The sequence below is a fragment of the Bythopirellula sp. genome, assembly GCF_041737835.1.
GTDB lineage: Bacteria > Planctomycetota > Planctomycetia > Pirellulales > Lacipirellulaceae > Bythopirellula.
In genome coordinates this window covers 261,287-287,262 of record NZ_JBGSQY010000021.1, presented here as the reverse complement: position 1 = coordinate 287,262, position 25,976 = coordinate 261,287, and the positions used below count along the sequence as shown (strand labels likewise).

Below are 25,976 nucleotides of genomic sequence, written 5' to 3'. Positions count from 1 at the left end.
TCGCGATGAGGAAATTCGGGCGGAGTTTGCCGGTGCTAGCGTGGAAATCAATGAATTCGCGAGTTGAACGGCTGCGGGACGCTGCCGGCTAACTAGTGGGCGGCGAGTTGGGTGGGTGCTAGCAAGTCGCGTTGGGCGAGCACTTGATTGCGAACGAAGTTGAGATCGTTATCGCTGAGGTCTGTGAAATTGATCTCGAGCATCTCGCCCGAGGCTTTCGTCACAAAAATGCCCTCGGTGGTTACGCTGACCAATTTTGCCTGGCAATGCTCGACGGCCTGACGGTCGGACCAGCTTCGTAGTTCGGCGTCGGCCAGAACAATCTCAAGCATGGGTAACTCGTTGTGACTGAACGGATCGAAGGTTTCCGACTCGGCAGGTTTTTCTTCCTTGGTTTCATCTTGCTTGGGAGCGGGTTCGTCTGTGGATTCGGCAGGACTGAACAAATCATCGAGCGGATCGGAGGCTGGTTGTTCGGGCACGGTTTCTTCGGTGACGGTTTCTTCGGCATCGAACTCAACAGATTCGTCTTGCGACGAATCTTGCGATGAATCTTGGCTGGGCTCAACGAACAATTCTTCCGTTCCTTCGGTTTCGGTCACTCCAACTTCTGCTGGGGTGGATTCGGTCGTGGCGGCGGGGGGATCGGCAAACGGAATCGAAGTGTCGTCGGGTTCGGCCACGGGAGTGACGGGTTCGTCGAACAGACCACCGGTGCCGGTGGCTGGTTTTGACACTGGTGTTTCCACGGGAGTTGTTGCCGCTGGAGACTCTGTCACCGGCGGTTGGGCAGCAGGTGTGGTGGCCGCTGGACCGGGAAACAAATCGGTCTCGGTGGTTTTGGCAGGATCAGCGGGAACCGCTATCGGTGCGGGGGGCAGCTTGTCGGTTGTTGCCGTAGCGGGTGCGGGAGTTGTCGTTGCCGCGGGTTTCTTCGTTTCGGCAGGAGCCGGCTCGCTGTCTTCAGTGATCGTGGCGTCGGTTGTTGTGGCTTCAACTTCCATGGCTTCGCAGCCGCAGGAATCGACGATCACGTCATGATTTTCTTCGACGCTCTCTTCGACGACGGTGCCTTCGCAATCCAGGCAATCCTCGCATTCTATGGCGACTGGCTCGCAGCATACAACTTCCATCGCGCAGCCGCAGGAATCGTCGGCAATCATCCAACCATCGGCCATCGCGGGGGCAACCGTTTGCAAAGCGACCAAGGCACCAAGCAGCAAGCGAAAACTGAAACGCAACATAGTCATTACCTCAAAAGCATGTGTTGGCGGGGCCAACGTGGGAGTTATTTTGTGAGAGTCTGTTGTAACGCGGGGACAAACGGGGCAGCGTCCGGATATTCGCGGTCCAAATAATTGGCGACGGCTTTGTGGCGGTCGAGAACGAGGTTCTCTTCCATCCGCAACTGCGTGGCGGCACTCTGCCAACTTTGTGCGAATGGGCCGGTCAGCTTCGCCCCGGGACCATCGCTGAGCAGCGACAAGGCATGATCGAACAACTTGACGCCCGACTGATGCCAATTGGTGACTTGCTGGCCGTGGGCGACGAGTTTTTCGTCGACGCCGACTTCATTCAACGTCGCCAAGGTTTCGAGAGCTTGCTCGTGACCTCGTTTCCGTTGGGCCAAATAGTCGTAAAGATGCCACTCTTCGGGGCTGCCTTCTTCGCGAAGTCGGCCCTGAGCTTCAGCAGCCATATATTCGGTCAACTTATTCCAGTAGGCCCGGGTTGCCGCGCGTGTTTCAGCGGAAGTGGGTGCGGGTTTGGCATTCAATTGCGGAACGGAAGTTTCGCTGCTTGAAGAACCGGCTTTTTGTGCGTCGGGAGAGTCGCTAGGAAGGTCAGTGATTACTTCTTCCGCGACGGCGAAATAACTTGGGTCAACAACTTTGGCTTGAACGAGAACACCGCTAGCCATGTGTTTGAGATCGAGACCCAAATACATCGCGCCGAGCATGACGCCGCCGATCATGGCGACAAGGCAGCCGGTGAATTCGAGAAACGACAGCCCGCGGCGGGTGCTCACTTGAGACTTGATATTGATGAACCCCATGACTATGCCCCCAAAGGATCTGCGCCCTCAAAGGATCCGCCCAAAGCTTGTTGTTTGCGGTGATCACTCTGCGCACGGACAACTCCGGCCAGAACTATTCAAGCAAGCATAGCTTTTGATGAACGCATGTTTGGCGATCAATAGGCGCTGCACAAGTCGCGGGAATACAAATGTTTTTCCGGATGTAACGGATATTCCAAAAGAACCAGATCAGCTCTCGGCACGACGGGCCGCCCGGCGGCGGTCCGATTCCATGAGCATGATCTTCCGCAGGCGAACGAGCGTGGGGGTCACTTCCACGACTTCGTCTTCTTCGATGTATTCCAGGCAGGTTTCGAGCGACATCACGCGGACGGGGCGGACTTGGCTGTTGTCGTCCTTGCCCGCGGCGCGGACGTTGGTCAGCTTCTTGCCTTTCACGACGTTGACGACGAGATCCCCCGCGCGGCAATGCTCGCCGACGATTTGACCTTCATAAACTTGATCACCGGGGCTGATGAAAAACTCCCCGCGATCGTAAAGCGCGTCGAGCGAATAAGCCGTGGCCATGCCCGTTTCATTGGCGATCAAAACGCCAAAAGGCCGGCCCGGAGTTGCACCTCGAACCGGTTCATAACCCAAGAACGTATGGTGCATAATTGCTTCGCCGGCCGTGGCGTTGAGCATCCGGCTGCGCAAACCCATAAGCGAACGCGCGGGGACGGTGAATTCCAAGTGGACAAATCCGCCGGATTGGCGATGTGTCATCTTGGTCAACGTCGCGCGGCGATCTCCCAGCAGCGACATCACGGCGCTTTGGCTGGCTTCGGGACAATCAACAACCAACTGCTCAATCGGCTCGCATTTGACGCCGTCGATGTCCTTGTAAATGACTTCGGGCTTCCCGACGCACAATTCGAAGCCTTCACGGCGCATGTTTTCGATCAGGATGCCCAAGTGCATGAGGCCACGGCCTGACACGCGAAACTGTTCCTGGCTGGGTCCTGGTCCGACACGCAAGGCCACATTCGAGCGAAGTTCGCGCTGAAGACGTTCTCCTAATTGGCGACTCGTGAGAAACTTGCCCTCGCGACCCGTAAACGGTCCATCGTTCACGCGGAACGTCATGTGGAGCGTGGGCTCGTCGATAGTCACCGGTGGCAAGGCTTCGGGGAATGTGATATCCGTAACGGTATCGCCGATTTCGATGGGTTCGAGTCCAACGAGCGCGCACAAATCACCAGCCGAAACGCTGTCGACTTCCTTACGATCCAAACCTTCGAAGCCAAGCAATTGAGAAACTTGCCGCTCGGTTTGTTTGCCTTCGCGGTCGATCACCAAAACTCGTTGCCGGCGGCGGATCGTGCCTTCGCGGACGCGGCCAATAGCGATACGCCCCACGTAGTCGGAGTAATCGAGCGTTGTCACCTGCAAGCGGCCGGGGCCGTCTTCGAGTCCCACTTCTGGGGGCGGAACGTGTTGCAAGATGGTTTCAAACAACGGCTTGAGCGAATCGCTCGGCTCGTTGAGGTCCAGCGTGGCCCAACCTTGCCGGGCCGAAGCGAACACCACCGGGAACTCCAGCACTTCATCGGGGGCATCCATTTCGACCAACAGATCGAAAACTTCGTTCACAACTTCCATCGGCCGGGAGTCGGGGCGGTCGACTTTGTTGATCACGACAATCGGTCGCAAATTGTACATTAACGATTTTTGCAGCACGAAGCGCGTTTGCGGCATGGGGCCTTCGTAGGCATCCACAAGCAGCAACGTTCCACTGGCCATGCCGAGCACGCGCTCGACCTCGCCACCGAAGTCGGCGTGGCCTGGGGTGTCAATCAAATTCACACGAAATGTCTCACCGGCGGCCGATGTGTAGCGGACAGCGCAGTTTTTGCTGAGAATCGTGATGCCGCGTTCGCGTTCGAGATCGTTGGAATCGAGAATCAGGCCGTGCTGCCCCCCCGCGAGTTTCGCGAGATCTTCGTTACGATATTGGCCCGACTGCATCATCATCTTGTCGACGAGCGTGGTTTTGCCGTGGTCGACGTGCGCGATGATGGCGACGTTGCGAATTTGCTGTGCGGTGGATGTCAGGCCGGCTGTGGACATACTGTGATCGACTCGATTTGAACGTGAGGCTGCAAAATGTCCCAGCCAACTGCAGGGGGATGCTCCGAGAACCGTCTACAACGGAGATTCCGCACCGAGATTGTCGGCGGCGGATGATTCGGTGGGTGGGACCCAAAATTGTACGAAACCGCGTGCCGCTTGGGCAGTTCATTTTTCAGCAGTTTTTTCGAGAGTTTTTGATTCGTCTGCGTACTTCGTGCAATCGTAGTGCGAAGGCGGTGTCTCTCGTGAGATTGCATCAACGGTTAGATTTCTTGTGATTAGCGTCTTAACATGCGGACACTCAAACTTGTGGTGATTTGTGACAGAAACTATACTGTGGTCTAATATTCATGAGGCAGCGGTGTCATAAGCACGATTGCGTGCGGTCCGTGGCCACTCAGTAACGGCACTTGGAAGTTTGCGGTGTCAGGACCCAGCGTGTCGCCAGAAAGTGCGTCATTCGAGAGCGAGCAGGTAGGTGAGCGCCCCAAGATTTTATTCCTGGGCGGTGCGCACGATTCTCAGGTCGACTTCAGCTCGCACTTTGGCAACGATATTGAAATCGTCCGCGTCGATTCGGCGCTGGAAGTTCTTTCGAATCTCGTGGCAGGAGAATTCGCCGCCGTCTATTGCGACACCGATCATTTCGCCAAGTCGTTGGACTTGAGCAAAATTATCTGCGGCGATCGCATTCTCGAAGGCATGCCCGACGGGGTCGTGCTGCTCGATAAAGAGAACAAAGTCCTGTGGGGCAATGGCCGGTTACGGGAATGGACCGGCTCGGAGAGCGTGATCGGTGAGAATTTTTACCGCGTCATGGGAAGCCCCGAATTGCTGGGCCCCGATTTTTGTCCACTGCATAGTGCCTTGGCCACGCGACGCGCATGTGCGTCGATCATGCGCTGTAATGACAATAAATATTATCGCCTGCACGCGGCCCCCGTCTTTGCCGCCGGCAGCGATGCGGCCCCGCAAAATTTGGTCGTGACCGTTCACGACATGAGCCAAGAAGTTTTGCAGCAACAGAAACTCGCGGCCATTCATCAAGCTGGCGTTGAACTGGCCGACCTCACGACGAGCGACGTCTCGCAACTCGCCGAAGAAGAGCGGATCGAACTGCTCAAGTCGAACATTCTGCAATGCATCCAAGACATTTTGCAGCTCGACGTGGTCGAGATTCGAATGTTGGATCAGGACACGGGCGAACTGATTCCGCTGTTGGAAGTCGGCATGGCTCCCGAAGCGGCCGCCCGTAAGCTGTATGCTCAAACCAACGGCAATGGTGTGACGGGATTTGTTGCCGCCACGGGTAAGAGTTACATCTGTGAACACACCACCGACGACCCGCTGTATTTGTCGGGGGCCGAAGGAGCGCGAAGTTCGCTGACCGTTCCGCTGATTTTGCACGAGCAGGTGATCGGTACGCTCAACGTCGAAAGCCCCGAGGGGAACGCTTTTTCGGAAAGCGACCTACAGTTTCTTGAAATTTTTGCTCGTAGCGTGGCCGTCGCCCTTAATACGCTGGAATTGTTGGCCGCGGAAAAGGCCAGCACCGCCGCGGCCAGCGTGGAAGCGATTCACAGCGCCGTCGCCTTGCCCGTGGACGTGATACTCAACGACGCGGTCAATATCATGGAACGCTACATCGGCCATGAGCCCGACGTGGTCGAGCGGTTGCATCGAATCTTGCGGAATGCCCGCGACATCAAGCAAGTGATTCAAAAAGTGGGACAAAGCATGAGTCCCACGCAGGCCCAACCGGCGACCGGTTCGACCGATTCCCGGCCCAAACTGGTGGGTAAGCGAATTCTCGTGGTCGATGCCGATGAATCAGTTCGTTCGGCGGCTCATGGCTTGCTGGAACGGTATCACTGTATTGTGGAAACGGCCCACGACGGCAACGAAGCTCGCTTGATGGTTCGGAATCTGGCCGCGGGGTCGAGTTACGACGTGATTATCGCCGATATTCGTCTACCGGACATGAACGGCTATGAATTGATGACGAAGCTCTCGGAGCTCATGGAAAAAGTGCCGATGGTGCTGATGACCGGCTTTGGTTACGATCCAGGCCATTCGATCGTCAAGGCCCGGCAAGCCGGCTTGCAGCACGTGTTGTATAAGCCGTTCCGCTTGGATCAGTTGGTGAGCGTCGTGGAAACAACCATCGACGGCCGCGAGGGTTCAGCCTAGCGGAGTGCCGGCGGCGATTGCCAAACGGATATTGGCCCATGCACCCTGCCCTGCTCACGCTCATCGCCCTGTTCGCATTGCTGGGGCACGGCTATTTCTGGATCGCGCTGGTTAACCGTCTGCATGCCTGGGCGGGCCCGCATCGGCTCATCGATTTTCTAACTTGGGCCGGCTTCACGACGTTTGCCACGTTGCCCTTGGTGGTTGCCTGGCAGTGGTGGCGCGACGGCGATTACTTCTTCAATTCGCAAAACACCGGGCCGTTGGCCAGCTTCGCCGTGACCTATTGTTTGGGCTGTGCTGTGTTTGGAATGGGGAAACTCTTAGCGCGATTTATTCGTGGTTTTCAAGACGACGATCCGCACACGGTTCGCTCCAAAGAACGCACGTTTCTCAAACCTGACCAGCCGCTACCCAAAGATACTTTGCGTGGGTTGTATTCTCAGATGGTGGGACTTGTTCCCGGCAATGAAGTTTTTAAGCTCGCTCTGGATACCAAGCGGCTGTTGATTCCTCGGCTGCCTGAGAAACTGGTGGGGCTACGGATCGCGCACATCAGCGATTTGCACGTCACTGGGCGGATTGGGCCCGAATGGTATTTGAACGTCGCCAACGAGGTTAAGCGTTTACAGGCCGACGTGATTGTGATCACCGGTGACCTTGTCGAAATCGAAGCGTATCGCGATTGGCTGTACGATAGTCTGGCTCTATTGCGAGCTAAATACGGCGTTTACTTCATCCTGGGTAACCACGATTTCTACATCGATACTCGCCGGACGGTGGATGATCTTACGGCGCGGGGATTGATCTACGTTGGCGGGAAAAGTCTGACCGCTCAGTGGAATGATTGTCCTGTTTTGATCGCGGGTAATGAAGCACCTTGGGGACCGCGGCTTCCTGAATTGCCTGCGCGCTCTAACTCAACCGAAACTCCGTTTCGGCTGCTGCTAACTCATACCCCCGATCAATTCGATTGGGCGTGTGCGAGGGATGGTGACCTGGTGGTGGCTGGCCACGCACACGGGGGGCAGGTTTGCTTTCCGATTTTGGGAGCCGTCGCTGCGCCTAGTCTGTATGGCACGCGCTTCGCTGCGGGAACGTTCCGTCGCGGCAACACGGTGATGCACGTCACGCGCGGCATCGCAGGAGAAACACCTCTCAGGTTGCTCTGTCCGCCGGAGATTGCGCTGCTGGAGTTGGCAAGCGCCAAATAGATGGCTAGCGGCGGTAGTTAGCAAACCGGAAGTGACTTCATTGCATTCTCAGCCTTTTACAGGCAGGATTCGCGCATTATGGAGCCGAGATGGCCCTCATCGGCAAACATTTAGGGATTTTGAAGCACTCCGCGCGGCAATCGAGTAGAATACGGTACTTCAAGAGCTTCGAGTTTATTCGATCGCTCAAACGGAATAGGAGACTGAATGCAGACAATTATTTGTGACAAATGCGGTGAAGATGCCAAATGCCTACGTAAAGAGCAGCTCACCAAAATGCCAGTTCTTCAAGGTCAATCGATGTCAGAGCAAACTTCGATTGGATTCCGCTTCTACATAGAGTGCCCTAAGTGCGGCAACTCGATTCAAGAAAAGCTGCACAATTCTTACTTGGATATTCCGAGCAGCAATCCGTACAACTGAGATTTGCTTTATTGCTTTTGCAGTTCAAGGCAAATGCCGCCGGCGCGCATGGCCGCGTGCATCTTGGTGTACCAAAGCTCTTGTTTGCAGGGGATGCCGACTTCCTGGCAGATCTGCATCAACTCGCGGCGATTGTGTGTGCGGCAACACCAAAGGCGGCTCGTCCAGGCTCCGGCGACGCTGTCTTCGGTCACCAACAGGAGCATTCGTCCGCCGGGCTTCATCACTCGTGCGAGTTCCGCGAGGCCCGGCCGAGGATTGGCTAGGTGCTCCAAAACATAGCCGCAGGTCACTCCGTCGAATGCATTGTCTTCAAAGGGAAGATGAACAATGTCGGCGGTCACAAAGCGTGGGCGTGAACTCTTGAGCCGCACGCGAGCTCGCTCGAGCATCGGTTGCGATAAGTCGGTGCAATAGATTTCGGATTGGGCGTCAGCGTACTTCAACAGGTGCTGGGCGATTTGACCGGCACCGCTGCCGACATCGAGAATCGAGCGCATGCCGCGAAGGTCAAATTTGCGTTTGCGAAAAAGTCGCTCGCCCAAGGGAATATGCAGCGACAACATGCTGGCCGTGGAGAGGAGCGCCCCCTGCGGACCACCATAAACCTTTCGAACCTTCTTGCGATATTCTTCGTCGCTCACCCGGCTGATGAGGTCACTTTCGATGAAGCGCTTGAGCGCTGCGTTTTGTTTCTTTTCGGCATGCCGTTCGTCAATTGTTTTTTGCATCGCTCCGCGGAGAAACTTCCGCCTTCCTGTGTTGATTCCACGCCGCCGTGATTGCCTGATTAGATGTAAACACGGCGATTATAGATATACCATTCCACCATTAGCACAACCAGTGCCAATACCAGCAGGGGCATCCATAACTCCTTACGGATATCGGCATTGGGCGCTTCGGCGGCCACGTCAACGTAGCCAATCTCCAGGCTTTTGACGACATTCAGCCCCCCCTCCCCGGCGCTGGCCGTCTGTAAAGCCACGTCACTCTCCTGCCGGTCAAACAAGTTGACGGCAAACCGCTTGACAACTTCACCATTGCGAAGCACTTGGTAGATTCCCGGCCGCTCTGTGTCTTGGAATGCCAACTGTCCCGCAACATCTGCTTCCATCGGAATGGTCGCGCCGTCGGGCAATTCCATCTCCACGCGACTTTCGCCCGGCGGTAAGTGCAACTCGACCAGTTCGTCGGGGCGATGGATTTCCTGCGTGTCGGAGTGTTGTGCAAAATGCTCAAGCACGTTGAGCCAGAAACTGGGGAAGCTATGCTTACGTGGCCAATCAGTGTTGAATGTCCGCTGGCCTGCTTCGTTCGTGCCGACGATTTCAAAACCCAGCACGACGTCTTCAAATCGATCGCGGGGGGCAATCGCCATCAAAGGCCCGGCCGTGGAATCAACGAGCACGCGGCCACCCAACGGCGGCTTCACAGTTTGCGCATCGACAATCTGCACGCCCCCCAGCTCGATCAGATTCAACAGCGGATGGCTGCGATCCCAATCGATAATCTGTGGGCCAAAGACGGTGTCGCTCGATTCACCTGCTTGCCATCTCTCGAGCGGCGGGCGGCGACCAATGAATAAGGTATTAGCGTCGGGCATCTTTTGAGGCGCGCATTGGTCGAAGATGATCAAATCGTAGTTGCCCGTGGCAACCTGACGGTTGAATTCGGGTGTCTCTAAGTCATTCGGCGAGAGCTTGTCGATCTTGGCAAAACGCTGGGAACGTTCGGTTTCCAATGCTGCTTCCAAAGCGCTGTTGCCCGGGGTGACAAGCAACACGCGGGAATCACCGCCGGTTTCTAAAACTGCATAGGCCGTGTTATCGACGGTTAGACGGTCCTGAAATCCGGCGGCGGGGTCAACCACTGCCCGCAAGGTTCCTTGGGCATCGTTAGACAACAGAAAGGTGGCGGAACCGGTTCCGCGAGCCGGCAGCTTCACCTCCGTGGCGTCGACCAATTGATCGTTCAAATGCAAGGCCACGGTGGCTGTCGTTTCATTCGCACTGGCGTTGGCCACTTGAACGAAGGCCTGCAATTGATCGGGGCGATCTTCGCCACGCCGGGTGTTGAGCGCCGTTATCGACAGATTTTCAGCCGTTTCGGTTCCCAGCGGTAAAAATTTCGGCTGGAGATTGCCCAGCGAAAAGTCGTCGACATTCCCAAAGCGGCCATCACTTAGGATGAAAAGCTCCACAGGCTGCGGTTTCGGCGCTGCATCGGTTGATTCTTCCTGCGTTTGCTCAGTCTGTGGATTGGCAAAGCCATCGGCCAGTCGCAGGGCCCCCGAGAAATCGGTTTGGGCGGCAGTCGGTTGAATGCGATTCACGGCATCCTGCAAGCGGCGACGATTGCCGGTGAATTCCTGCACAACCACCGGCTGATCGGCAAAGGCGATGACCATCGCCGACATGCTCGATTCCATTTGATCGATTAATGAAGAGGCACGGCTCTTGGCCTCATCAAGCCGCGACTGGCCGTTTTCGGCATCAGTGGCCGACATGCTGGCCGAGTTGTCGATGAGGAAGATAAACCGCTCGCCTTCGAGTGTTTCGCCCTGCCACCCCGGACGGAGCAACGCCAGGATCGCTAATGCCGCGATCAGCAATTGCAGAAACAGTAGTAAGCTTTTCCGCAGGCGTTGCCAAAAGCTGTTCACGTGCAAATCTTCAATCACGCGATGCCAGAGGTATGTGCTCGGCACTTCAAGCGGTTGGCGCTTGAGCTTGAGAAAATAGAGCGCAAAGATCGCCAACGGGATCGCCCCCATGATCATCCAAGCGGTGGGGCCCAGCGTGTTGCGAAAGAGCATGTCCATTTACCGCACGAGCCCTCGCCGGCGGAGATGCTTGGATACGAGTTCTTCCACGGGCACCTGATTGTTGGCGAGCAGATAGTGCAAGCCTCGCTTGGAGCAAAACTGTTGGGCTGCGGCGACAAAACCGTTGAGCGTTTGCTGGTATTTACGTAAGAGCGGAGCGCTCACGGTGATTTCCGCTTCGTTCTGATCCTCGCAATCAACGAGGCGGAGATCCCCTTTCACGTCGGGTTCAAGTTCTTCTTGCGATAGAACCTGAATCACAAAGCAATCCATTTCGTGCGACACAAAATACTTAAGCGCCGTTTCGTAGCCCTCTTTGTCCATGAGATCGCTGATCAGCACGACAACGCCGCGTCCCGGGTTGCGCAGGCAAAAGTTTTTCACTCCCTGTGCGAGTCGTGTTTCACCGGCGGGTTGGATGGCCTCTACTTGCTGAATCATCCGCCAGGCACTGGCACGGCCGCGAAAGGAGGGGCTGCGCTGACTTACGGCCTGATTGAGCGTTTCGATCCGCACGCGATCGGCTCTGATTAAGCCAACAAAGCCCAAGGCCGCGGCGAGTTGCTTGGCGTATTCCAGCTTCGTCGGCGAGCCAAAATTCATCGAGAGGCTCGAATCAATCAGCGCATAAAAATGCAAATCCTCCTCTTCGAGAAACAATTTGAGGATCAGCTTGTCGAGTCGGGCGTAGAGATTCCAATCGAGCTGGCGGAGATCATCACCGGCCACATAGTTGCGGAAGTCGGCAAACTCGACACTTTGCCCTTTGCGTTTGCTGCGGCGTTCCCCCTTCATGCGGCCACGAAAGATCTTGCGCGTCACCAACTCCAAGCGTTCGAGTTGGGCACACAAAGCGGGCGACAGGAGTTTGGTATCGGTGACGCCGGGCATAGGTTTGGTTCGCTCGCGCCCCGGGATTGTATTCCCCTGGCGTTAGATGTTCTGCGTAGAATGATTTGGCTACTTAGAATCTTCCGCTTTCTCGGGGACTTTCTTGACGATCTCGGTCAGCACCTGATCGGGTTCAATCCCTTCGGCGGCGGCTTCAAAATTAAGGATCACGCGGTGACGCATCGCGGGCAAGAAGACACGGCGGATGTCGTCGAAGCTGACGTTGTAACGGCCGCCGAGCAAGGCTCGCACTTTGGCAGCCAGGGTGACCGTCTGCGCGCCGCGGGGGCTGCTGCCCCAACGTAAATATTGGTTGGTGATTGGCAACGCGAAGGGTCCGTTGGGATGCGTGGCGAGTGTGAGTCGCACGATGTAATCTTGCACGTGCGGAGCAATGATGACTTCGCGGACCAATCGTTGCCAACGTAAAATTTCTTCGCCGTTCATCACCTTTTCCGGCTTCACGTTCAGGCCGCGGGTGGTGCGGTCGATGATCGTGGCCAACTCTTCGCGGTTGGAGTAACCGACCACGAGCTTGAAGAAGAACCGGTCGAGCTGTGCTTCGGGCAGCGGGTATGTGCCTTCTTGTTCCAGTGGGTTTTGCGTGGCCATCACAAAGAACGGCAACTTCATGGGAAAGACTTTGCCCGCGATGCTCACCTTTTGTTCCTGCATCGTTTCGAGCATCGCGGATTGCGTTTTGGGGGTCGCGCGGTTGATTTCGTCGGCCAGACAAATCTGCGTGAAGATGGGACCTTTCTGAAATTCAAAGACCCGTTTCCCTTCGGGCGTTTCCGACACCATGTTGGTGCCAAGGATGTCGGCGGGCATCAGATCGGGGGTGAATTGAATCCGCGAGAAGTCGAGGTCCAGTGTTTCGGCGAGGGTTCGCACGAGCAGCGTCTTACCCAACCCGGGAACGCCTTCGAGCAGACAATGGCCCCCGACGAATAAACAGGTGAGAACGCCATGGACAATGTCGGCGTGTCCGACGATGACCCGGCCCAGTTGTTCGCTGACGGCTTTGTAACGCTGGGCGAACTCGGCGGCGTCTTTTTCGATGGACTTTGCTTCACTCATGCGCGGTTCTCGGGAAGGTCTGGGTGAGAGAATAGATGCTTGGAGCCGATGAAACAGTTTAGCGAAAGTTGCAAGCGGGCGGTGGCCCAGCGACCAGCAGACGTAACTCATTATTGCATAAGGAGATCGAGTCGGCTATTGCCTACGCGGCAGCTTGACCGGGGGATGGGAGCAACTCTATATTGAGAAATCTGAAATGTGGGTGGGGTTCTGCAATCACTTTATCTGCCGCCGCGAACTTGGCCAGATGAATGGGCCAGATGAATGATCTCCTCTGCCGGCGGGCACATGGAAGCGTTTTTTAACTCGCCGAGAGTTACCTGTTCATTACGTTTTGGTTTTCGGCCTACTGCCTATGCCGCCGATTGTTATCGACCTACGCCAAACTGAAGATACTCGCGATGTCGTGCATCGCGCTGTTCAGACTTTGGCCGAAGGCAAGTTGGTGATCTTTCCCACGGAAACCGTTTACGGGCTGGGAGCCAGTGCTCGCAGCGCCGCGGGAATCGAACGAATTTACGAGGCCAAAGGGCGGTCCCTCGACGTTCCGTTGGCACTTGCAATAAAAAGTGCTGAAGAAGCGCTCGATTACGCGCCGCGGCCCGGCAAACTGGCCGAGCGATTTGCCCGGCGGTGCTGGCCGGGCCCCGTGACTTTGGTAGTGGACAACCAGAATGAAGATAGTTTGCTGAGGCGTTTGCCGGCGACAGTGCAGCAGGCGGTCTCGCCCCAGGGAACCGTGGGCTTGCGGGTGCCGGCTCACAGCATCGTTCACGACGTGCTGAGCATGCTGTCGGGCCCAATCGCGCTGACCAGTGCCAACCGCTCCGGCGAACCGGACGCGATAACCGCTGAGGACGCCGTAAAACACCTCCGCGACCATGTGGCATTGGTGCTCAACGACGGCCCTTGCCGCTATGGCCAGCCCTCGACGGTGGTTCGCGTGTCAGGAAACGAATACAATTGCCTCCGAGAAGGCGTCGTAGGAAAAAGTGCTTTGGATCGACTTTCCGCCATGATTATGTTGCTAGTTTGCACGGGCAATACCTGCCGGAGCCCGATGGGCGAGATGCTGTTGAAAAAACTCGTGGCTGACAAGCTCAACTGCTCGATCGACGAACTCGAACAGCGGGGCGTGATCGTGGCCTCGGCTGGCGTGGCGGCCGTGCCTGGGTGTACTGCGGCGATGGAAGCGGTCGAAGTCCTGCAAGAACGGGGGCTTGATATTACGAAGCATGAATCACAACCCCTGACGGACAAGTTGGTTCGTCATGCGGACATGATTTTTACGATGACCGGGGGGCACCGCCACGCGATTTTGCGTCGCTGGCCCGAAGCCACGAACCGAACGTTTACGTTGCGTGTCGATGGCGGAGATATCGACGATCCGATTGGCGGTTCCAAAGAACTTTATCGTCAATGCGCCAACGAAGTTGAACAGGCGCTGCGGCAACGACTTGAGACCGTTGATTTCACTTAAAAAAATTGGTACTAGACTTGATACTGATGTCCCCAGGACTTCAGACGACAAACAAGGCAAACTGGTTAGTTTGAAACGCTGCGAAAGGTTTTGAGATGCGCATCGCTATTGGTAGCGACCACCGGGGATACCACCTGAAAGAAAAGCTGACTTCGATCCTGCAAACCAAGGGACACGAAGTCGAAGACGTGGGCACGTCGGTCACCGAGTCGGTCGACTATCCCGACTTCGCCGCGCTGGTGGCTCGCAAGGTGAGTGAGAACAAGGCCGAACGCGGCATCTTGATCTGCGGCACGGGAATCGGCATGGCGATCACGGCCAACAAATTCCCGAACGTCCGGGCTGCCCCCATCACGGACGAAGTCACCGCCGAAATCAGCCGTCGGCACAACGACCTGAACGTGCTGTGTCTCTCTGCCGATATGCTTAGTCCACGAAGCGTTGAGCGGATGGTGGAAGTGTGGATCGACACCGAGTTTGAAGGGGGCCGGCACTCACGGCGCGTGGAGAAGATCCACGAGATTGAAAAAGGGATCAAAGCGGAAAACAGTTAACTGGTGGCCGGCATGATTTGCAATATCGCCTGGCGAAGCTCTTTCGACTTCACGGGCATTTGCAGCACCACGCGGTGTTGATCGGGTTTGGCCCGATCTTTCCACGCTGCTTGTTGATCTCCCAGCAACAAAACCACCGGCGTGCTTTTTGTAGACGGCTCTTCGCCAAAGCGGTTGAACGCTTCGACAGCACTCGAACCAATATGCCCCGAGCTGAGCAGCACCGCATCGGCTGTTTTGCTGTTCTCGTAAAACCGCTGAAACAATCGGTCGGGGTCACTGGTGAGCAGCACGCGATAGCCGTACTTTTTGAAAAGATCGCGGAGTAAATTCTGCATCTTCGTATCAGATTCGACCACCATCAACTTGCGTGGCTCGCCGTTGGCGTCGTGACCTTCGAGCGGTCCTGTATCAGCGGCCTGGGTGGGCAGATCACGGTTTTCTTTGACTCGCTTGGCGGCGAGCTTCAAATCGGCCAGCATTTCGGCCGGGGTTTGATAGCGCCGCTCGGGATCAAGTTCCATCGCCTTGTTCACAACCCGCACAAGCGCGAGCGGTAGGTTGGGATCGATTTCGCTGATGGGTTTAATGTGTTGGAAGCGTGATTTATCCAAGCGCTTCGTGCGGTCGCGATTTTCCGACATCGGAGCCTGACCGCACATCAGTTGATAGAAAATACATCCCGCGAAAAAGATATCGCTCCGCATATCGTCTTTACGAACATTGGTCGCGCGTTCGAGGCCGGCGTAGTCGATGGTACGCGGGTTGACCCCTTCGCCCTCTTCACCCCCTGCGCCAGCCAGGCCAAAGTCGACGAGTTTGGCAACGCCATCGCTCGAGACAATCACGTTCGACATCTTGAGGTCGCGGTGCGTGATCCCCTTTTGGAAGGCATAAGCGAGTCCTGCCACGATGCCTTCGGTAATACGGGCTGCTTCCAAGGGTTCAAATTTGCCACGGACTTTGAAGAAGTCACGCAAATTATGACCTTCGACAAAGTCCATTACGATGTAATGAATTTTGCCTTTGGAAGAAACTTCGTGAAGGCCCACGATGTTGGGATGTTTGAGCTGCAAACCCAATTCCCCTTCGCGGCGGAAGAGGTCCGCTTCGGAGGGGTCATCGCTTTTACTTTTGCGCAGCACCTTGAGCGCGACTAACTCGTTCGTGAATCGATGAGCCGCCCGATAGACGCGGGCAAACGTGCCGGCCCCCACGAGATACAAAATCTTATAGTCGCCGTAGACGAATCCGGTGCGATAGCCTTGCTCAAGTCGCTCGAGCTGGAAATTGGTCAGCAAACCACGGCGGACGAGAATCTGTTTGAACTGATCGTAGTCGGTGTTATGCGTGCCAACCTCACCCCACACGCCACGCATTTCCTCTTCCGTCACGATGTTGACGTCGAGGGCACGCTGCGCCAATTGTTCGGCAGTCAGATCAGTGACCATAGCGCGTGCTCGTCCACATCGAATTGAAATCAGGCCAAATAAATCCCCGCAGTTCCGCGTGCCTGGGATCCGAAACTGGCATGTTGCCCGACGCTTGAGACGCCCGGGGAAGTCCCGGAGTTCCGCACAGAGAGATGCTCTCGCCCAAGTCCACGCTGCTCGCCAATCTCCAGCTATTCTACCAGGGAAAGCGTCGGTTGGAAATCTGCTTAACTCTCGAACTCTTCAAGCTTTGTGCGATATTCGTCGCGTTCCCGGCGGGTCGCTTCGAGATCGAACATCAGATATTTCATGTCCAAGCGAAGTTGCCCGAGGGCATCTTGAACGAGTGTCAGAATCCGACGGCGACGGCGAGTGCTTTCCACGACGGCGTCGACGAGCGGGGCCAATTGAGAAGCGATCTCGGGGGACAGGGTGTGGATCGATTCGGCCAAACGTTGCAGATCAGCGGGAATGCTGTCCATGGTGGCCACAGAAGAGTTTTGCATGCTGCTCATGTCGAGTCTCCAAGATGAGTGAGGTCTGACACGCCGTAAAGCAGAGGGCGTACCAAACCGAGGGGAACTCATCGTTCTGTTCACGTAAACGATTGTAATAAAACGACTTACGAATACGCAACGGACTGGCAGCTTGCCTAACCCGGAGAGTCGAGATGTTGAATTCCCGCCATGGAGTGAACTGGCGGATGAACTGAACTCCTGATACAAGCTCGACTTACAGCGATTTCGTAACCATCTTGGTGATGTTGATTTCCCTCAACATCTGTCACCCCGCAAGAACCGGAGTTGGTCGGCAGGGGACGGCGGCCTCTCCACACGGATTCTATACGAATGCAACGAGCACGGCGACTATTTTCGCAATCTAGCGGGATTCGTCTCGCGAGATTTTTTCGTTGGACAGCGCTGCTCATCGCTTTCATATTTCTCGTCGGTCCCGCGCGTGCGATCGAGCCCGTGTTTCGTGATGAGATGGATGGCACGCAAACGATGCTCAAGTTGCTCAACGAGCGCAACTTCAAAGTGCTGGAGCAATCGATCGATCATAAGCGCGGGGGCGAACTTATTCGCCTACAAGGCCCCGCTGGGGAAAGCGCGGAGTTGGTGTTCAGTATTCCCAACGCCCCGGTGATCAATGAGTTGTTGATGTCGGCCATGATTCATTGCGATCGCCAGGGTGTGCAGATCGCGGCCAGGGCGGTATTGCCGCGGAGTCAGGATCCGCTCACAGGACGACCTTACGAATTGCTGCTCAAGGGCGGCAACATTAGTCGCGGACTTGCCAGCGAGAAGATCGTGCTCAAGGACTTGCCCAAACTTTTAGAGCGTCACGCGCGAGTCGCTCGGCTGCAGACTCCCGAGTCGGTTGATACCCGCGAGGCTTACGTTTCGCAAATTGTGTTTCTGGTTCCTGGCGGACCTGGAACAACCACCCTCGCGGTCGATCGAGTGGAGTTTTTTGGCGTTTTGAAGAACGGCATCGTCGATCCCGAAGTGCAACAGGCCACGGCCGAAACCGAGCAACTGTTTGAGGGCCCCGTGTTGCCCGGGATACCTGACGAGTCGTCTCCCACGGTGCCCCAAGCCGCTACCACTGGATCCCCACCACCTATCGACGCGGCGGCAATTCATCGAATCATCCGATGGCAGGGCGAGTCCTTCGAGTTTTTGGGTCGCCTGGGCTTCAATACGGTTTGGCTCGCTCGGCAGCCCACGGACCAAGAACTTGCTGAAGCTGTCAAAGCTGGAGTTTCACTGATCAGTCCGCCGCCAAGTTTGGAACAACTCGACCGCGAAGGGATTCCGGCCAAATGGAATTCGGTTTTGGCCTGGGATCTTGGCTCGATGTTGGCCCGCGAGGATTTGGAGCACGTGGCTCGTTTGCAGCGGCAAATCCAGCACTATGATTCGGTCGAATCGCGTTCGACCGTGATGACTTGCGAACAACTTTCCCGCGATGTGAGTCGCACGGCGGATGCCTTGTTGCTGGGCCGCGAAATCCTGGGGACGGACCTCACCTTGCGCGACTACGTGACATGGCTGGGACAACGTCAACGCATTGCCCGACCGGGCACGCCTTTGTGGGTCACAATCGAAACCGAGTTAAGTTCGGCCCGAGCCCAACAGGTCACCGCTCTGTGCGGCATCGCTGATCCATTGCCGCTGAATGCGTCGCATGAGCAACTCACAGCATTGACCGCGGCGGCGATGAGCGTCAAAAGTCGTAACTTTGTGTTCAGTTCCGAATCGTCGCTAATGGAGAAAACGCCCGCAGCCGAACAACGGGCACGGAATTTGGAACTCATCAATCTGCGTTTGCAATTGCTGAGCCCTTGGCTGGCCACTGGCAAAGTATCTGGAGTGGCTCAAAGCTCCGAGCCGGGGCTTTCGGCGATGGTGTTTCAAGCTGAGCGCAGTCATTTGCTCATGCCCGTGGCGTGGTCGCGCAACTTTCAATCGCAACAATCGCTCTATATGAATCGCCCGGTGTCGTTTGTTGTGCCTGGCGTGGCGGAATCGACCGATGTTTATTTGCTAACGCTCGCAGGGGCCAAACGCCTGCGGCACGAGCGGACCACGGGGGGACTCAAGGTATCGGCCGAATCGCTGCCGGTCGATGGTCTGATCATGCTGACGAGCGACCCCCAAGCGTTCACACGGGTTTCGCAGTATCTACGGCAAATCTCTGGGCGGGCGGCTCGATTGCATCGCGACGTGGTGGCTCATCAACTTCAGCAGCTGGAACAACTCATCGCCAACAGCCCGGAGCGAACGGAGAGCATCGATGCGTTTCGGACGCTGATTGGGCGGTCGATTCAAGAGCTCGCGGCTTGCGATCGTAACTTGGCGAGCGGTTATCACGAGCTGGCTTACGACCGGGCCGACACCATCGAACAGGTGCTCGCGCAGGCGGAATATGTGCTACGCAACCGGCCAGGGGTTCCGATCACTATGGTGACTCCTTTGGGGTTCAGCACGGCCACGTTATTTGAAGAACGCAAATTGGCGAATCTGCTGTCGACAGCCACGGCAAGTGCCGAACTGCTTGCCGGAGGGAATTTTGAAGATCTCAATGGCCTGCTGCAATCGGGCTGGAGGCATCAGCAACTTCCGCTCGCGGGGATTACTTCCGCCGTGCGATTGAGTCCCGAGATGCCCCACGAAGGGTCTTATTGCTTGGAACTGGAAGCCCGCAATCTCGACGTTAATGCTCCGACGTCGGTCGTGCCAACTGCTCCCGTTTGGATCAGCACGCAGGGCCTCGCGGTAAAAACGGGAGATTTGGTCGAGATCACCGGCGTCGCACGGGTCCCTGAGGAACTCATTGGCACGGTTGATGGCTTGCAGATTATCGATTCGCTCGGCGGGCCGGGAATGGCAACGCGCATCACGCATTCTCCTTCCTGGCGGTCGTTTCGCATTCTGCGCGGCGTTGATTCAGACACGCAATTGGTGGTGTCGATCGCGCTCTCGGGATTGGGGAAAGCTCAAGTGGACGATCTGCGGGTGCGAACCCTTACCCCGGCGGGCACGGTGGCCAACCAGCCAAGTGCCATTCCACGGCAGTGATCATTTTTTGGTGACAACAAATCCGCAGCGACGGAAACAGTTGATCGCTTTTCCCGATTGCAGGAAGTCGAGCAGGCCTTTTGTTTCTTCCTGGTTGTCGGTGCTTGAAAGTGAGACAGCTTCGTAGTTGGCGTTCACGCCCTTTGCTGGCAGTTCCAACAGCACCTTCAAACCTGTTGCGTTGCTGATGTCGCTGCTAAAGATGATGCCTACTTGAGCGGTTCCCGCGTTAAGAGCGGCGATCACGGCTCGCGAATTCCCGACCGTGCGAAGCATCGGTTTCAGCGTGTCGTTCAGTTTTTCGCTTTGCAAGAATTGATGCGTGTATCGTCCCAGAGGGCACTGTGGATCGGCTACGACAAGCGTGATGTCTTTGAGTTTCTTTAGGTCGTTGGCTTTACTGATTTTGATGGAAGAGCCGGCAGTCGTCACGATGGCCAAGCCGTTGCTGGCTACGATGCATCGTGACCCACGGCGAATGAGCCCTGCCTTGTTCACGCGATCCACAGGATCCTTGCCTGCCGATATAAAGAGATCGACTAAACCGCCGTTCTCGATTTGTTCCGCCAGTTCGTTGGAAGCACCGAAAATCGTACGCACGGAAACGGTGGGGCGCACGATCGCATATTCGCTGACGATCTGAGCCACGACTTCTTGCAAGCTGATCGCGGCTGCGAGATGCAGCACTGTTTTCTCGCTGGTGACGTTGCTCAAAACATGGGGCAACGATTGGGCCGCCGCGGTGCGCAGCTTGGCTTGGATTTGCCGATAGACGTCCAATGCCGCGTGGCCGTAATCCGTTAATTGCGATCCGCCACCACCCTCGCCGCCGATGGCCGTTTCAATGAGTGGTTCGCCCGCGTGCTCGTTGGATTAAGAGCCAAGCGTGACGGTACGAAATTGACAATGCGCGGGCGGCGGCACTGATACTGCGAGTCCGGTCGACCGCGGCCAACAGATCGGCGGTCGCCTCGTTCAGGACCGACTGGCCTTGGTTTTCGATGGAAACGCGAATACCGACGCCCCAATCCTTGTTCCATTTCCGGCAAAAATCGGCGGTTTGATGCTGTTTGGCCATACGGCTCTGTTTGACACGAAAGTGAGTTCACCTATTGACACGAAAGTGAGTTCACCTAAAATAGACCGCTATAAACAGAATAACATAACGAGTGGTTGGCTCACCGTTGAATACACCCAGGAATTCTCCATGTTAGCTCGAATCGTGTTCATTTTCACTGGCTTGCTAGTCGCCACACCAAGTTTTGCCGTGACTTTTAATGTGGGGCCGATTGAAGATGCGCTTGTGACTTCAGCCAATCCAGCTAACAACTATGGCGGTGCGGGTGCGCTCGGTGCCGCGGCGGTTGGGCTGCCCAAGGGTGAATTTCAATCGCTGTTGAAGTTCGACCTAGCGGCAGCGAAAGCGAGTTTCGATGCCACCTTCGGTAGCGGCAACTGGGCGCTCGACGGGGTGACATTGCAGCTCACTTCCACTAACCCGGGTAATCCACTCTTTAATTCCGCTGCGGCGGGGCAGGTCCTGGCGAGTTGGATGCAAAATGACACATGGGTCGAAGGGAATGGAACTCCCGCGTTATCGAGCACAGAGGGAATCACATTCGATTCGCTGCCATCTTTTCTTTCGGGAGCCGATGAAAGCCTGGGCTCGTTTGCGTTCAGCGGAGCAACTTCCGGTACAAATACCTATTCGCTATCACTCTCGGTTGGGCTCAAGAGCGACGCCCTGGCGGGAAGTTTAACGAGCGTTCGGTTGAGCGCGGGGGATAGCGGCGTGGCGGCGTTGTTCAATTCCCGCAATTTTGGCACCCCGGCGGGACGACCCGTGTTAATTCTCAGTGCCAGCGAAGTTCCTGAACCGGCTTCCGGCCTGTTGTGCGGATTTGGTATGCTATTGCTAGTTGTTCGGTCATTTCCCTCACGCCTTCGTTGATCACACGCATGGCACGCGCGACAAATTCAATCTGGGTGACAGATCGATTCACCGATATCGGCCGCGTGAGAGATTTTACCTTTCTGTTTATTGCGGGAGTGGCTGCAACGACGCTCGTTGCTTGTTTGCCGACGCCGATTCGCGTGCCGGGGCATGTGATTCTCAAGGCAGCGTTGCCCTTAGCTTGTGGGCTGGCCTTCGTGCGGCGCCCTTGGTCAGGATCCATTGCGGGCGCGAGTGCCTTGGCGACCGCCGCGTTGTTTTTAGTTCTCGGTGTCGGGCATTTGCAAACCGCTGCCCTTGTTTCGCTGTTGGCCCTCGGGCCGGCGATGGACTGGTCGCGACGCTCGGTTGCGAAGGGCCCCCACTTCATTCTGCGATTTGCATTCGCGGGCCTTGTGGCTAACATGCTCGCTTTTGTCACCCGCTGGGGAGTGGCTTGGTTGTCCGCCGATGGCTGGCATCCACTGAACTTTCAGCATGTGGCCTACGGCGCGTTTTGGTCGTTTGCCTTGTGCGGGCTCGCGGCGGGACTGTTGTGTGGCGTGTTCTGTTACCGCAGTTCCGAGAAATTGCCGTGATTACCGTCGGCATCGATGATACTGACGTTCTCGACGCCCCCGGCACGAATCAGCTTGCTCGGCACTTGGTTCAGCAACTTTACCATCGATGGCAATCCAAACTTATCACACGCCATCAATTGCTCGTCGATCCTCGTGTGCCGTGTACTCGGCGCAATGGTTGTGTGGCGATTGCCTTTGAAAGTATTGAAGCGGCAGACGCCGCTGACTTGGAAACGGCTATTGAGCGACTCATGTTGGCGTGGTGCCCCGCGGGGAGCGACCCCGGCTTGTGTTTGGTGATTGGGAACGTGCCTGGGGAAGTCGTCGACTTTGGACGACGTTGCCAGACGGAGTTAGTAACGCAAGCGGACGCCCGCGAGTTGGCCATGCGACATTCGATTTACCTCAGCGGTTTGGGCGGCACGAATGACGGAGTGATTGGGGCATTGGCCGCCACGGGATTGATGGCCACCGGCGATGATGGGCGCGTGATCTACCTGGGCAAAGCTGCCACCGATCACTTCGATATCTCGGGCGTCTATCCAGTGAATCGTCTGCAGGAGTTTGGCGTCGATGAAGTCCGCAATCTACAAAGCCAGGAACTCGTCACGAATGGCGCGGTGGCGCTTGGCAAACGGCTTCGTCCAAACTATCGTCACGGCAAGGTGGTGCTCTTTGTTTCCCCTGCGACAAGTCCAGGCACCGACTGGTTAGCGGAACGTGTGCTGTGAAACGCGACAGACAAACATTGCGGCGCGATGCACTGCAGATTTGGCGAGCCGGCGTGGAAGCGGTTCGCCCCGCCAATCTTATACCCAGTTTTGTCCATCTCGCAGGAGATGTTCTACAAATCGGCGTCGAAGAGTTCGACTTGCGCACGATTGAACGGATCGTGGTCGTCGGTGCCGGCAAGGCGGGGGCGAGCATGACCATCGCTCTCGAAAACGCACTTGGCAATCAGGTGATCGAACAAAAGCGGGTCGCGGGTTGGGTCAACGTGCCTGCCGATTGCCTGGAGGATACTCAGGCCATCCATCTGCACGTTGGAAGGCCCGCCGGGATCAATGAACCCACCGAAGAGGGAATCGCCGGGACGCAGGCAATCTTGCGCCTTGTGCAAGGCTTGGGTCCGCGCGACCTGTGCATCTGCTTGATCTCGGGGGGCGGATCGGCCTTGTTGCCAGCCCCTGTGGATGGCTTATCCCTGGGGGACAAGATTGCACTCACGCGCGAGATCGCTGCTCGGGGTGGAAACATTCAACAACTCAATATCGTCCGCCGCGAATTGAGCAAAGTGAAAGGTGGCGGCTTGGTACGGGCTTGTCGTGCGGGGTATCTCGTTTCCCTCATTCTCTCCGACGTGCTGGGGGATGACCTGTCCGTAATTGCTTCCGGTCCGACTGTCTTAAGGGCAGCGACACTGGAGTTGGCGATTCAAGTTCTGGAAGATTTAGATTTGCAGAATCACCCTGCCGGGCTAGCGGCGTTAAGATTTTTGCGAAGCCAAATGAAGTTTCGACAGCAACCATCGTTAAATGGCCTGCCGCAGGTGACAAACATCGTGATCGGCAACAACGCCACAGCGGTCGACGCGGCGGGGATTGAAGCCGAACGGCTGGGTTACAGCCATGCGATGATCTCCGCTCCCCAGCCCGAAGGTGCGGCGGAAGATGTGGCCGCTCATTTAGTTGGAATGGCCAAGTCGATGCGAACCACTGTGGGACCCGATTGCTTGATTTCGGGGGGAGAACCGACGGTTAAGTTATGTGAATCAGACAATCGAGGTTTGGGCGGGCGTAATCAGCAGCTTGCGCTCGCTGCATTAACGCAAGTGGACGACTGGCAAGGTATCGGGCTCGTGTCGGGTGGAACCGATGGCGAAGATGGCCCCACGGATGCGGCAGGGGCCATTGTCGATGAAGAGATTGCCCGACAGGCTCAAGAACTTCAAGTCGACGTAGATAGTTATCTTGCCCGCAATGACGCGTATCACTTTTTCGAGAAAGTGAACGGACTCATCAAAACGGGCCCGACGCACACGAATGTGTGCGATCTGCGCGTGGTGACAGTGAGCCAATCAGCAGCCGAGGATTAATCCCACCACCACTTGTCGGCCGGAAGATCCGCAATCGAAACCGATTTGCGAGCGGCATCGACTTCGCCCTTTTCGTCGGCGAGCAAGTTGTCGGTCTTGAGCACGTCGTTGGCACGAACTTGCACGCCGCCACCCACGGGAGTCGCCAGCCGCGAGCCCTTCCAGATGCAGTTCACCGCCGAAGCGACTTGTTTGGGGGCATTGTAGGTTTCGACGGGGTAAGTTTTCTCATCACCCAATACTGAGAGATTCCAGCCAGCCTGACCGTAGAAATCGTTCTTCTGCATCAAGGCGGCAACAACGAGCATGTCGATGCAGTTACGCAGCTGAGCATAGACCGGGTCACGATCGGCGAGTTGGCCATACTTGGCGGTGAAGTTCTGAGTGAATTTCTGGCTGGCGCGGTTCTGGCTGCCGGATACGCGGCGTGAACCATCCTTGGCGACGACTTCGTCTTCACCCACGAGCTTGACGCCATTACCCACGAATTCGGCGGCCAGTCCGTCTTCCGAAACTTTGATTCGCTGGTAATCGGGCACGAACCACCATCGCACCATCGCATTCCGGGCCATCGAGGCAAAATTCGCGAGCGAAATGTAGCTACGAATGTTCGCCGCGGGCTGCTCCAAACCAATACCGATGAGTTTCATACGATAGTCGGCTTCGACCATCACTTGTGCGAAATGCGTCGTGGCGGGAACGCCACCAACGGTGATAACTTGCAGCCCCAAACTTTCGCGTAAGCCCTCGACGATGAATTGCTCGTCGATGCCACCTTGGAAGTTCGAGCCAACTTGACTCAAAAACTGCTGCATCCGCGCGAGGCCTTCATCGGTCGCGTCGATCGAGCAGTAGACGACAGGCTTGGACTGCTTCTGGGGAGGGAACGTCCGCATAGCGACGATCAAATCTTGCAGTTCCAAAACAGGTTGTCCTGATTCGATGCCAACTGGTCGGCCCGCCAGATCTTCCATCCAGCCCTCGGCCGGACCAGCGATGACAATGTCTTTGGTTTCCGGATAATAGAACGCGTACTTGATGCGCGTGAGGCCCGCGAGGTGCTTCATCGCTTCGTCGGGACCATGGCCTTCGGCGATTGATTTTTCAATCAGCTTGGCCAAGCGAGTGAGCGAAACCTTTCGCAAGGGGCTGGGCTCGGCGATGTCGGCGTCTAATGCAGCCAGGGCTTGGGCGGCGCGCTCACGAGCAAGCACTCCCTGGGTATCGTTTTTAGTCAGGCGTCGTAATACGCCATCGGCATCCACGGCCACACCACCGGCAATGATGTTTTCGTCATCCGTGGTGTCTGTACCATCCGTCCCATCCGTCCCATCCGTGCCGTCGACTCCATCCTGCGCAAGTGCCAACGGAACACTGACAACACAGGCAAAGCAAAAAGCCAGCATCAACGAAAGAAAGGAATTGAGTCGCAAGGGACTGATCAACGACCTCATGATGACCTCAAACTGAACTGTCAAAGATTCTGTTCCGAACAAAGTGTTTAGCCAGCGATAGATCTGCTCCACCTGTGTAAAACAGGCAGG

Annotated in this window: 21 protein-coding genes; 9 read left to right on the top strand and 12 right to left on the bottom strand. The window is 56.4% G+C overall.

The window, feature by feature from the left end; translation table 11 throughout:
* Positions 1-92: 92 nt before the first annotated feature.
* From AC6T8Q_RS05865 to typA, 3 genes are all read right to left on the bottom strand, one after another.
* Positions 93-1,244, bottom strand: a complete 1,152-nt coding sequence (locus AC6T8Q_RS05865) for a hypothetical protein (protein WP_500678181.1) — start codon at positions 1,242-1,244, stop codon at positions 93-95.
* A 44-nt stretch (positions 1,245-1,288) separates the two neighbouring features.
* Positions 1,289-2,056, bottom strand: coding sequence for a hypothetical protein (locus AC6T8Q_RS05860; protein ID WP_500678180.1), 768 nt, complete (start codon positions 2,054-2,056; stop codon positions 1,289-1,291).
* Between the two features lie 210 nt (positions 2,057-2,266).
* Positions 2,267-4,147 (bottom strand): translational GTPase TypA, encoded by a 1,881-nt coding sequence (gene typA, locus AC6T8Q_RS05855; RefSeq protein ID WP_496919475.1) that lies wholly within the window; start codon positions 4,145-4,147, stop codon positions 2,267-2,269.
* Between the two features lie 441 nt (positions 4,148-4,588).
* Between typA and AC6T8Q_RS05850 the strand changes: the two genes are divergently transcribed.
* Complete coding sequence (locus AC6T8Q_RS05850) at positions 4,589-6,340, top strand: response regulator (protein ID WP_500678179.1); 1,752 nt, start codon at positions 4,589-4,591, stop codon at positions 6,338-6,340.
* Between the two features lie 38 nt (positions 6,341-6,378).
* A complete protein-coding gene (locus tag AC6T8Q_RS05845) occupies positions 6,379-7,554 on the top strand; it encodes a metallophosphoesterase (protein WP_500678178.1) in 1,176 nt (391 codons plus the stop codon).
* Positions 7,555-7,985: 431 nt separating this feature from the next.
* Here AC6T8Q_RS05845 and AC6T8Q_RS05840 read toward each other — a convergent pair whose 3' ends face one another.
* The 4 genes from AC6T8Q_RS05840 to AC6T8Q_RS05825 form a co-directional block, all read right to left on the bottom strand.
* Positions 7,986-8,708 carry a class I SAM-dependent methyltransferase gene (locus AC6T8Q_RS05840; RefSeq protein WP_500678177.1) on the bottom strand — a complete coding sequence of 241 codons (723 nt, stop codon included), beginning with the start codon at positions 8,706-8,708 and terminating at the stop codon, positions 7,986-7,988.
* A gap of 59 nt (positions 8,709-8,767) precedes the next feature.
* Positions 8,768-10,792 (bottom strand): VWA domain-containing protein, encoded by a 2,025-nt coding sequence (locus AC6T8Q_RS05835; protein WP_500678176.1) that lies wholly within the window; start codon positions 10,790-10,792, stop codon positions 8,768-8,770.
* A gap of 6 nt (positions 10,793-10,798) precedes the next feature.
* Positions 10,799-11,692, bottom strand: coding sequence for a DUF58 domain-containing protein (locus AC6T8Q_RS05830; RefSeq protein WP_500678175.1), 894 nt, complete (start codon positions 11,690-11,692; stop codon positions 10,799-10,801).
* Positions 11,693-11,761: 69 nt separating this feature from the next.
* Positions 11,762-12,772 (bottom strand): AAA family ATPase, encoded by a 1,011-nt coding sequence (locus tag AC6T8Q_RS05825; RefSeq protein WP_500678174.1) that lies wholly within the window; start codon positions 12,770-12,772, stop codon positions 11,762-11,764.
* Positions 12,773-13,127: 355 nt separating this feature from the next.
* On the opposite strand from AC6T8Q_RS05825, the gene AC6T8Q_RS05820 reads away from it, so the two are divergent.
* Complete coding sequence (locus AC6T8Q_RS05820) at positions 13,128-14,252, top strand: L-threonylcarbamoyladenylate synthase (protein ID WP_500678173.1); 1,125 nt, start codon at positions 13,128-13,130, stop codon at positions 14,250-14,252.
* Between the two features lie 95 nt (positions 14,253-14,347).
* A complete protein-coding gene (rpiB, locus tag AC6T8Q_RS05815; protein ID WP_500678172.1) occupies positions 14,348-14,806 on the top strand; it encodes a ribose 5-phosphate isomerase B in 459 nt (152 codons plus the stop codon).
* On the opposite strand, the gene AC6T8Q_RS05810 is transcribed toward rpiB, so the two are convergent.
* Both AC6T8Q_RS05810 and AC6T8Q_RS05805 read right to left on the bottom strand, forming a co-directional pair.
* A complete protein-coding gene (locus AC6T8Q_RS05810) occupies positions 14,803-16,257 on the bottom strand; it encodes a protein kinase domain-containing protein (protein ID WP_500678171.1) in 1,455 nt (484 codons plus the stop codon). The two genes, rpiB and AC6T8Q_RS05810, sit on opposite strands and share 4 nt — an antisense overlap.
* Before the next feature lie 209 nt (positions 16,258-16,466).
* A complete protein-coding gene (locus tag AC6T8Q_RS05805) occupies positions 16,467-16,754 on the bottom strand; it encodes a transcriptional regulator (RefSeq protein WP_496919487.1) in 288 nt (95 codons plus the stop codon).
* Positions 16,755-17,210: 456 nt separating this feature from the next.
* Here AC6T8Q_RS05805 and AC6T8Q_RS05800 point away from each other — a divergent pair, with 456 nt between their 5' ends.
* A complete protein-coding gene (locus tag AC6T8Q_RS05800) occupies positions 17,211-19,823 on the top strand; it encodes a hypothetical protein (RefSeq protein WP_500678170.1) in 2,613 nt (870 codons plus the stop codon).
* Here the strand turns inward: AC6T8Q_RS05800 and modA are convergent, their stop codons facing one another.
* Together modA and AC6T8Q_RS05790 are read right to left on the bottom strand one after the other, a co-directional pair.
* Positions 19,824-20,603, bottom strand: coding sequence for a molybdate ABC transporter substrate-binding protein (gene modA, locus AC6T8Q_RS05795; RefSeq protein WP_500678169.1), 780 nt, complete (start codon positions 20,601-20,603; stop codon positions 19,824-19,826).
* A gap of 61 nt (positions 20,604-20,664) precedes the next feature.
* Positions 20,665-20,901, bottom strand: coding sequence for a winged helix-turn-helix domain-containing protein (locus tag AC6T8Q_RS05790; RefSeq protein ID WP_500678168.1), 237 nt, complete (start codon positions 20,899-20,901; stop codon positions 20,665-20,667).
* A gap of 129 nt (positions 20,902-21,030) precedes the next feature.
* On the opposite strand from AC6T8Q_RS05790, the gene AC6T8Q_RS05785 reads away from it, so the two are divergent.
* The 4 genes from AC6T8Q_RS05785 to AC6T8Q_RS05770 are packed head-to-tail and all read left to right on the top strand — an operon-like array spanning position 21,031 to position 24,432.
* Entirely contained in the window at positions 21,031-21,774 is a 744-nt protein-coding gene (locus AC6T8Q_RS05785) for a hypothetical protein (RefSeq protein WP_500678167.1), read from the top strand.
* 8 nt (positions 21,775-21,782) lie between these two features.
* On the top strand, positions 21,783-22,355 hold the full coding sequence (locus tag AC6T8Q_RS05780) for a hypothetical protein (protein WP_500678166.1): 573 nt from the start codon (positions 21,783-21,785) through the stop codon (positions 22,353-22,355).
* Entirely contained in the window at positions 22,313-23,068 is a 756-nt protein-coding gene (locus AC6T8Q_RS05775; protein WP_500678165.1) for a hypothetical protein, read from the top strand. The genes AC6T8Q_RS05780 and AC6T8Q_RS05775 overlap by 43 nt, the downstream gene beginning before the upstream one ends.
* Complete coding sequence (locus tag AC6T8Q_RS05770) at positions 23,065-24,432, top strand: glycerate kinase type-2 family protein (RefSeq protein WP_500678164.1); 1,368 nt, start codon at positions 23,065-23,067, stop codon at positions 24,430-24,432. The genes AC6T8Q_RS05775 and AC6T8Q_RS05770 overlap by 4 nt, the downstream gene beginning before the upstream one ends.
* Here AC6T8Q_RS05770 and AC6T8Q_RS05765 read toward each other — a convergent pair.
* Positions 24,429-25,886: a DUF1598 domain-containing protein gene (locus AC6T8Q_RS05765; protein ID WP_500678163.1), complete on the bottom strand. Its 1,458-nt coding sequence runs from the start codon at positions 25,884-25,886 to the stop codon at positions 24,429-24,431. The genes AC6T8Q_RS05770 and AC6T8Q_RS05765 overlap by 4 nt on opposite strands.
* Positions 25,887-25,976 lie beyond the last annotated feature (90 nt).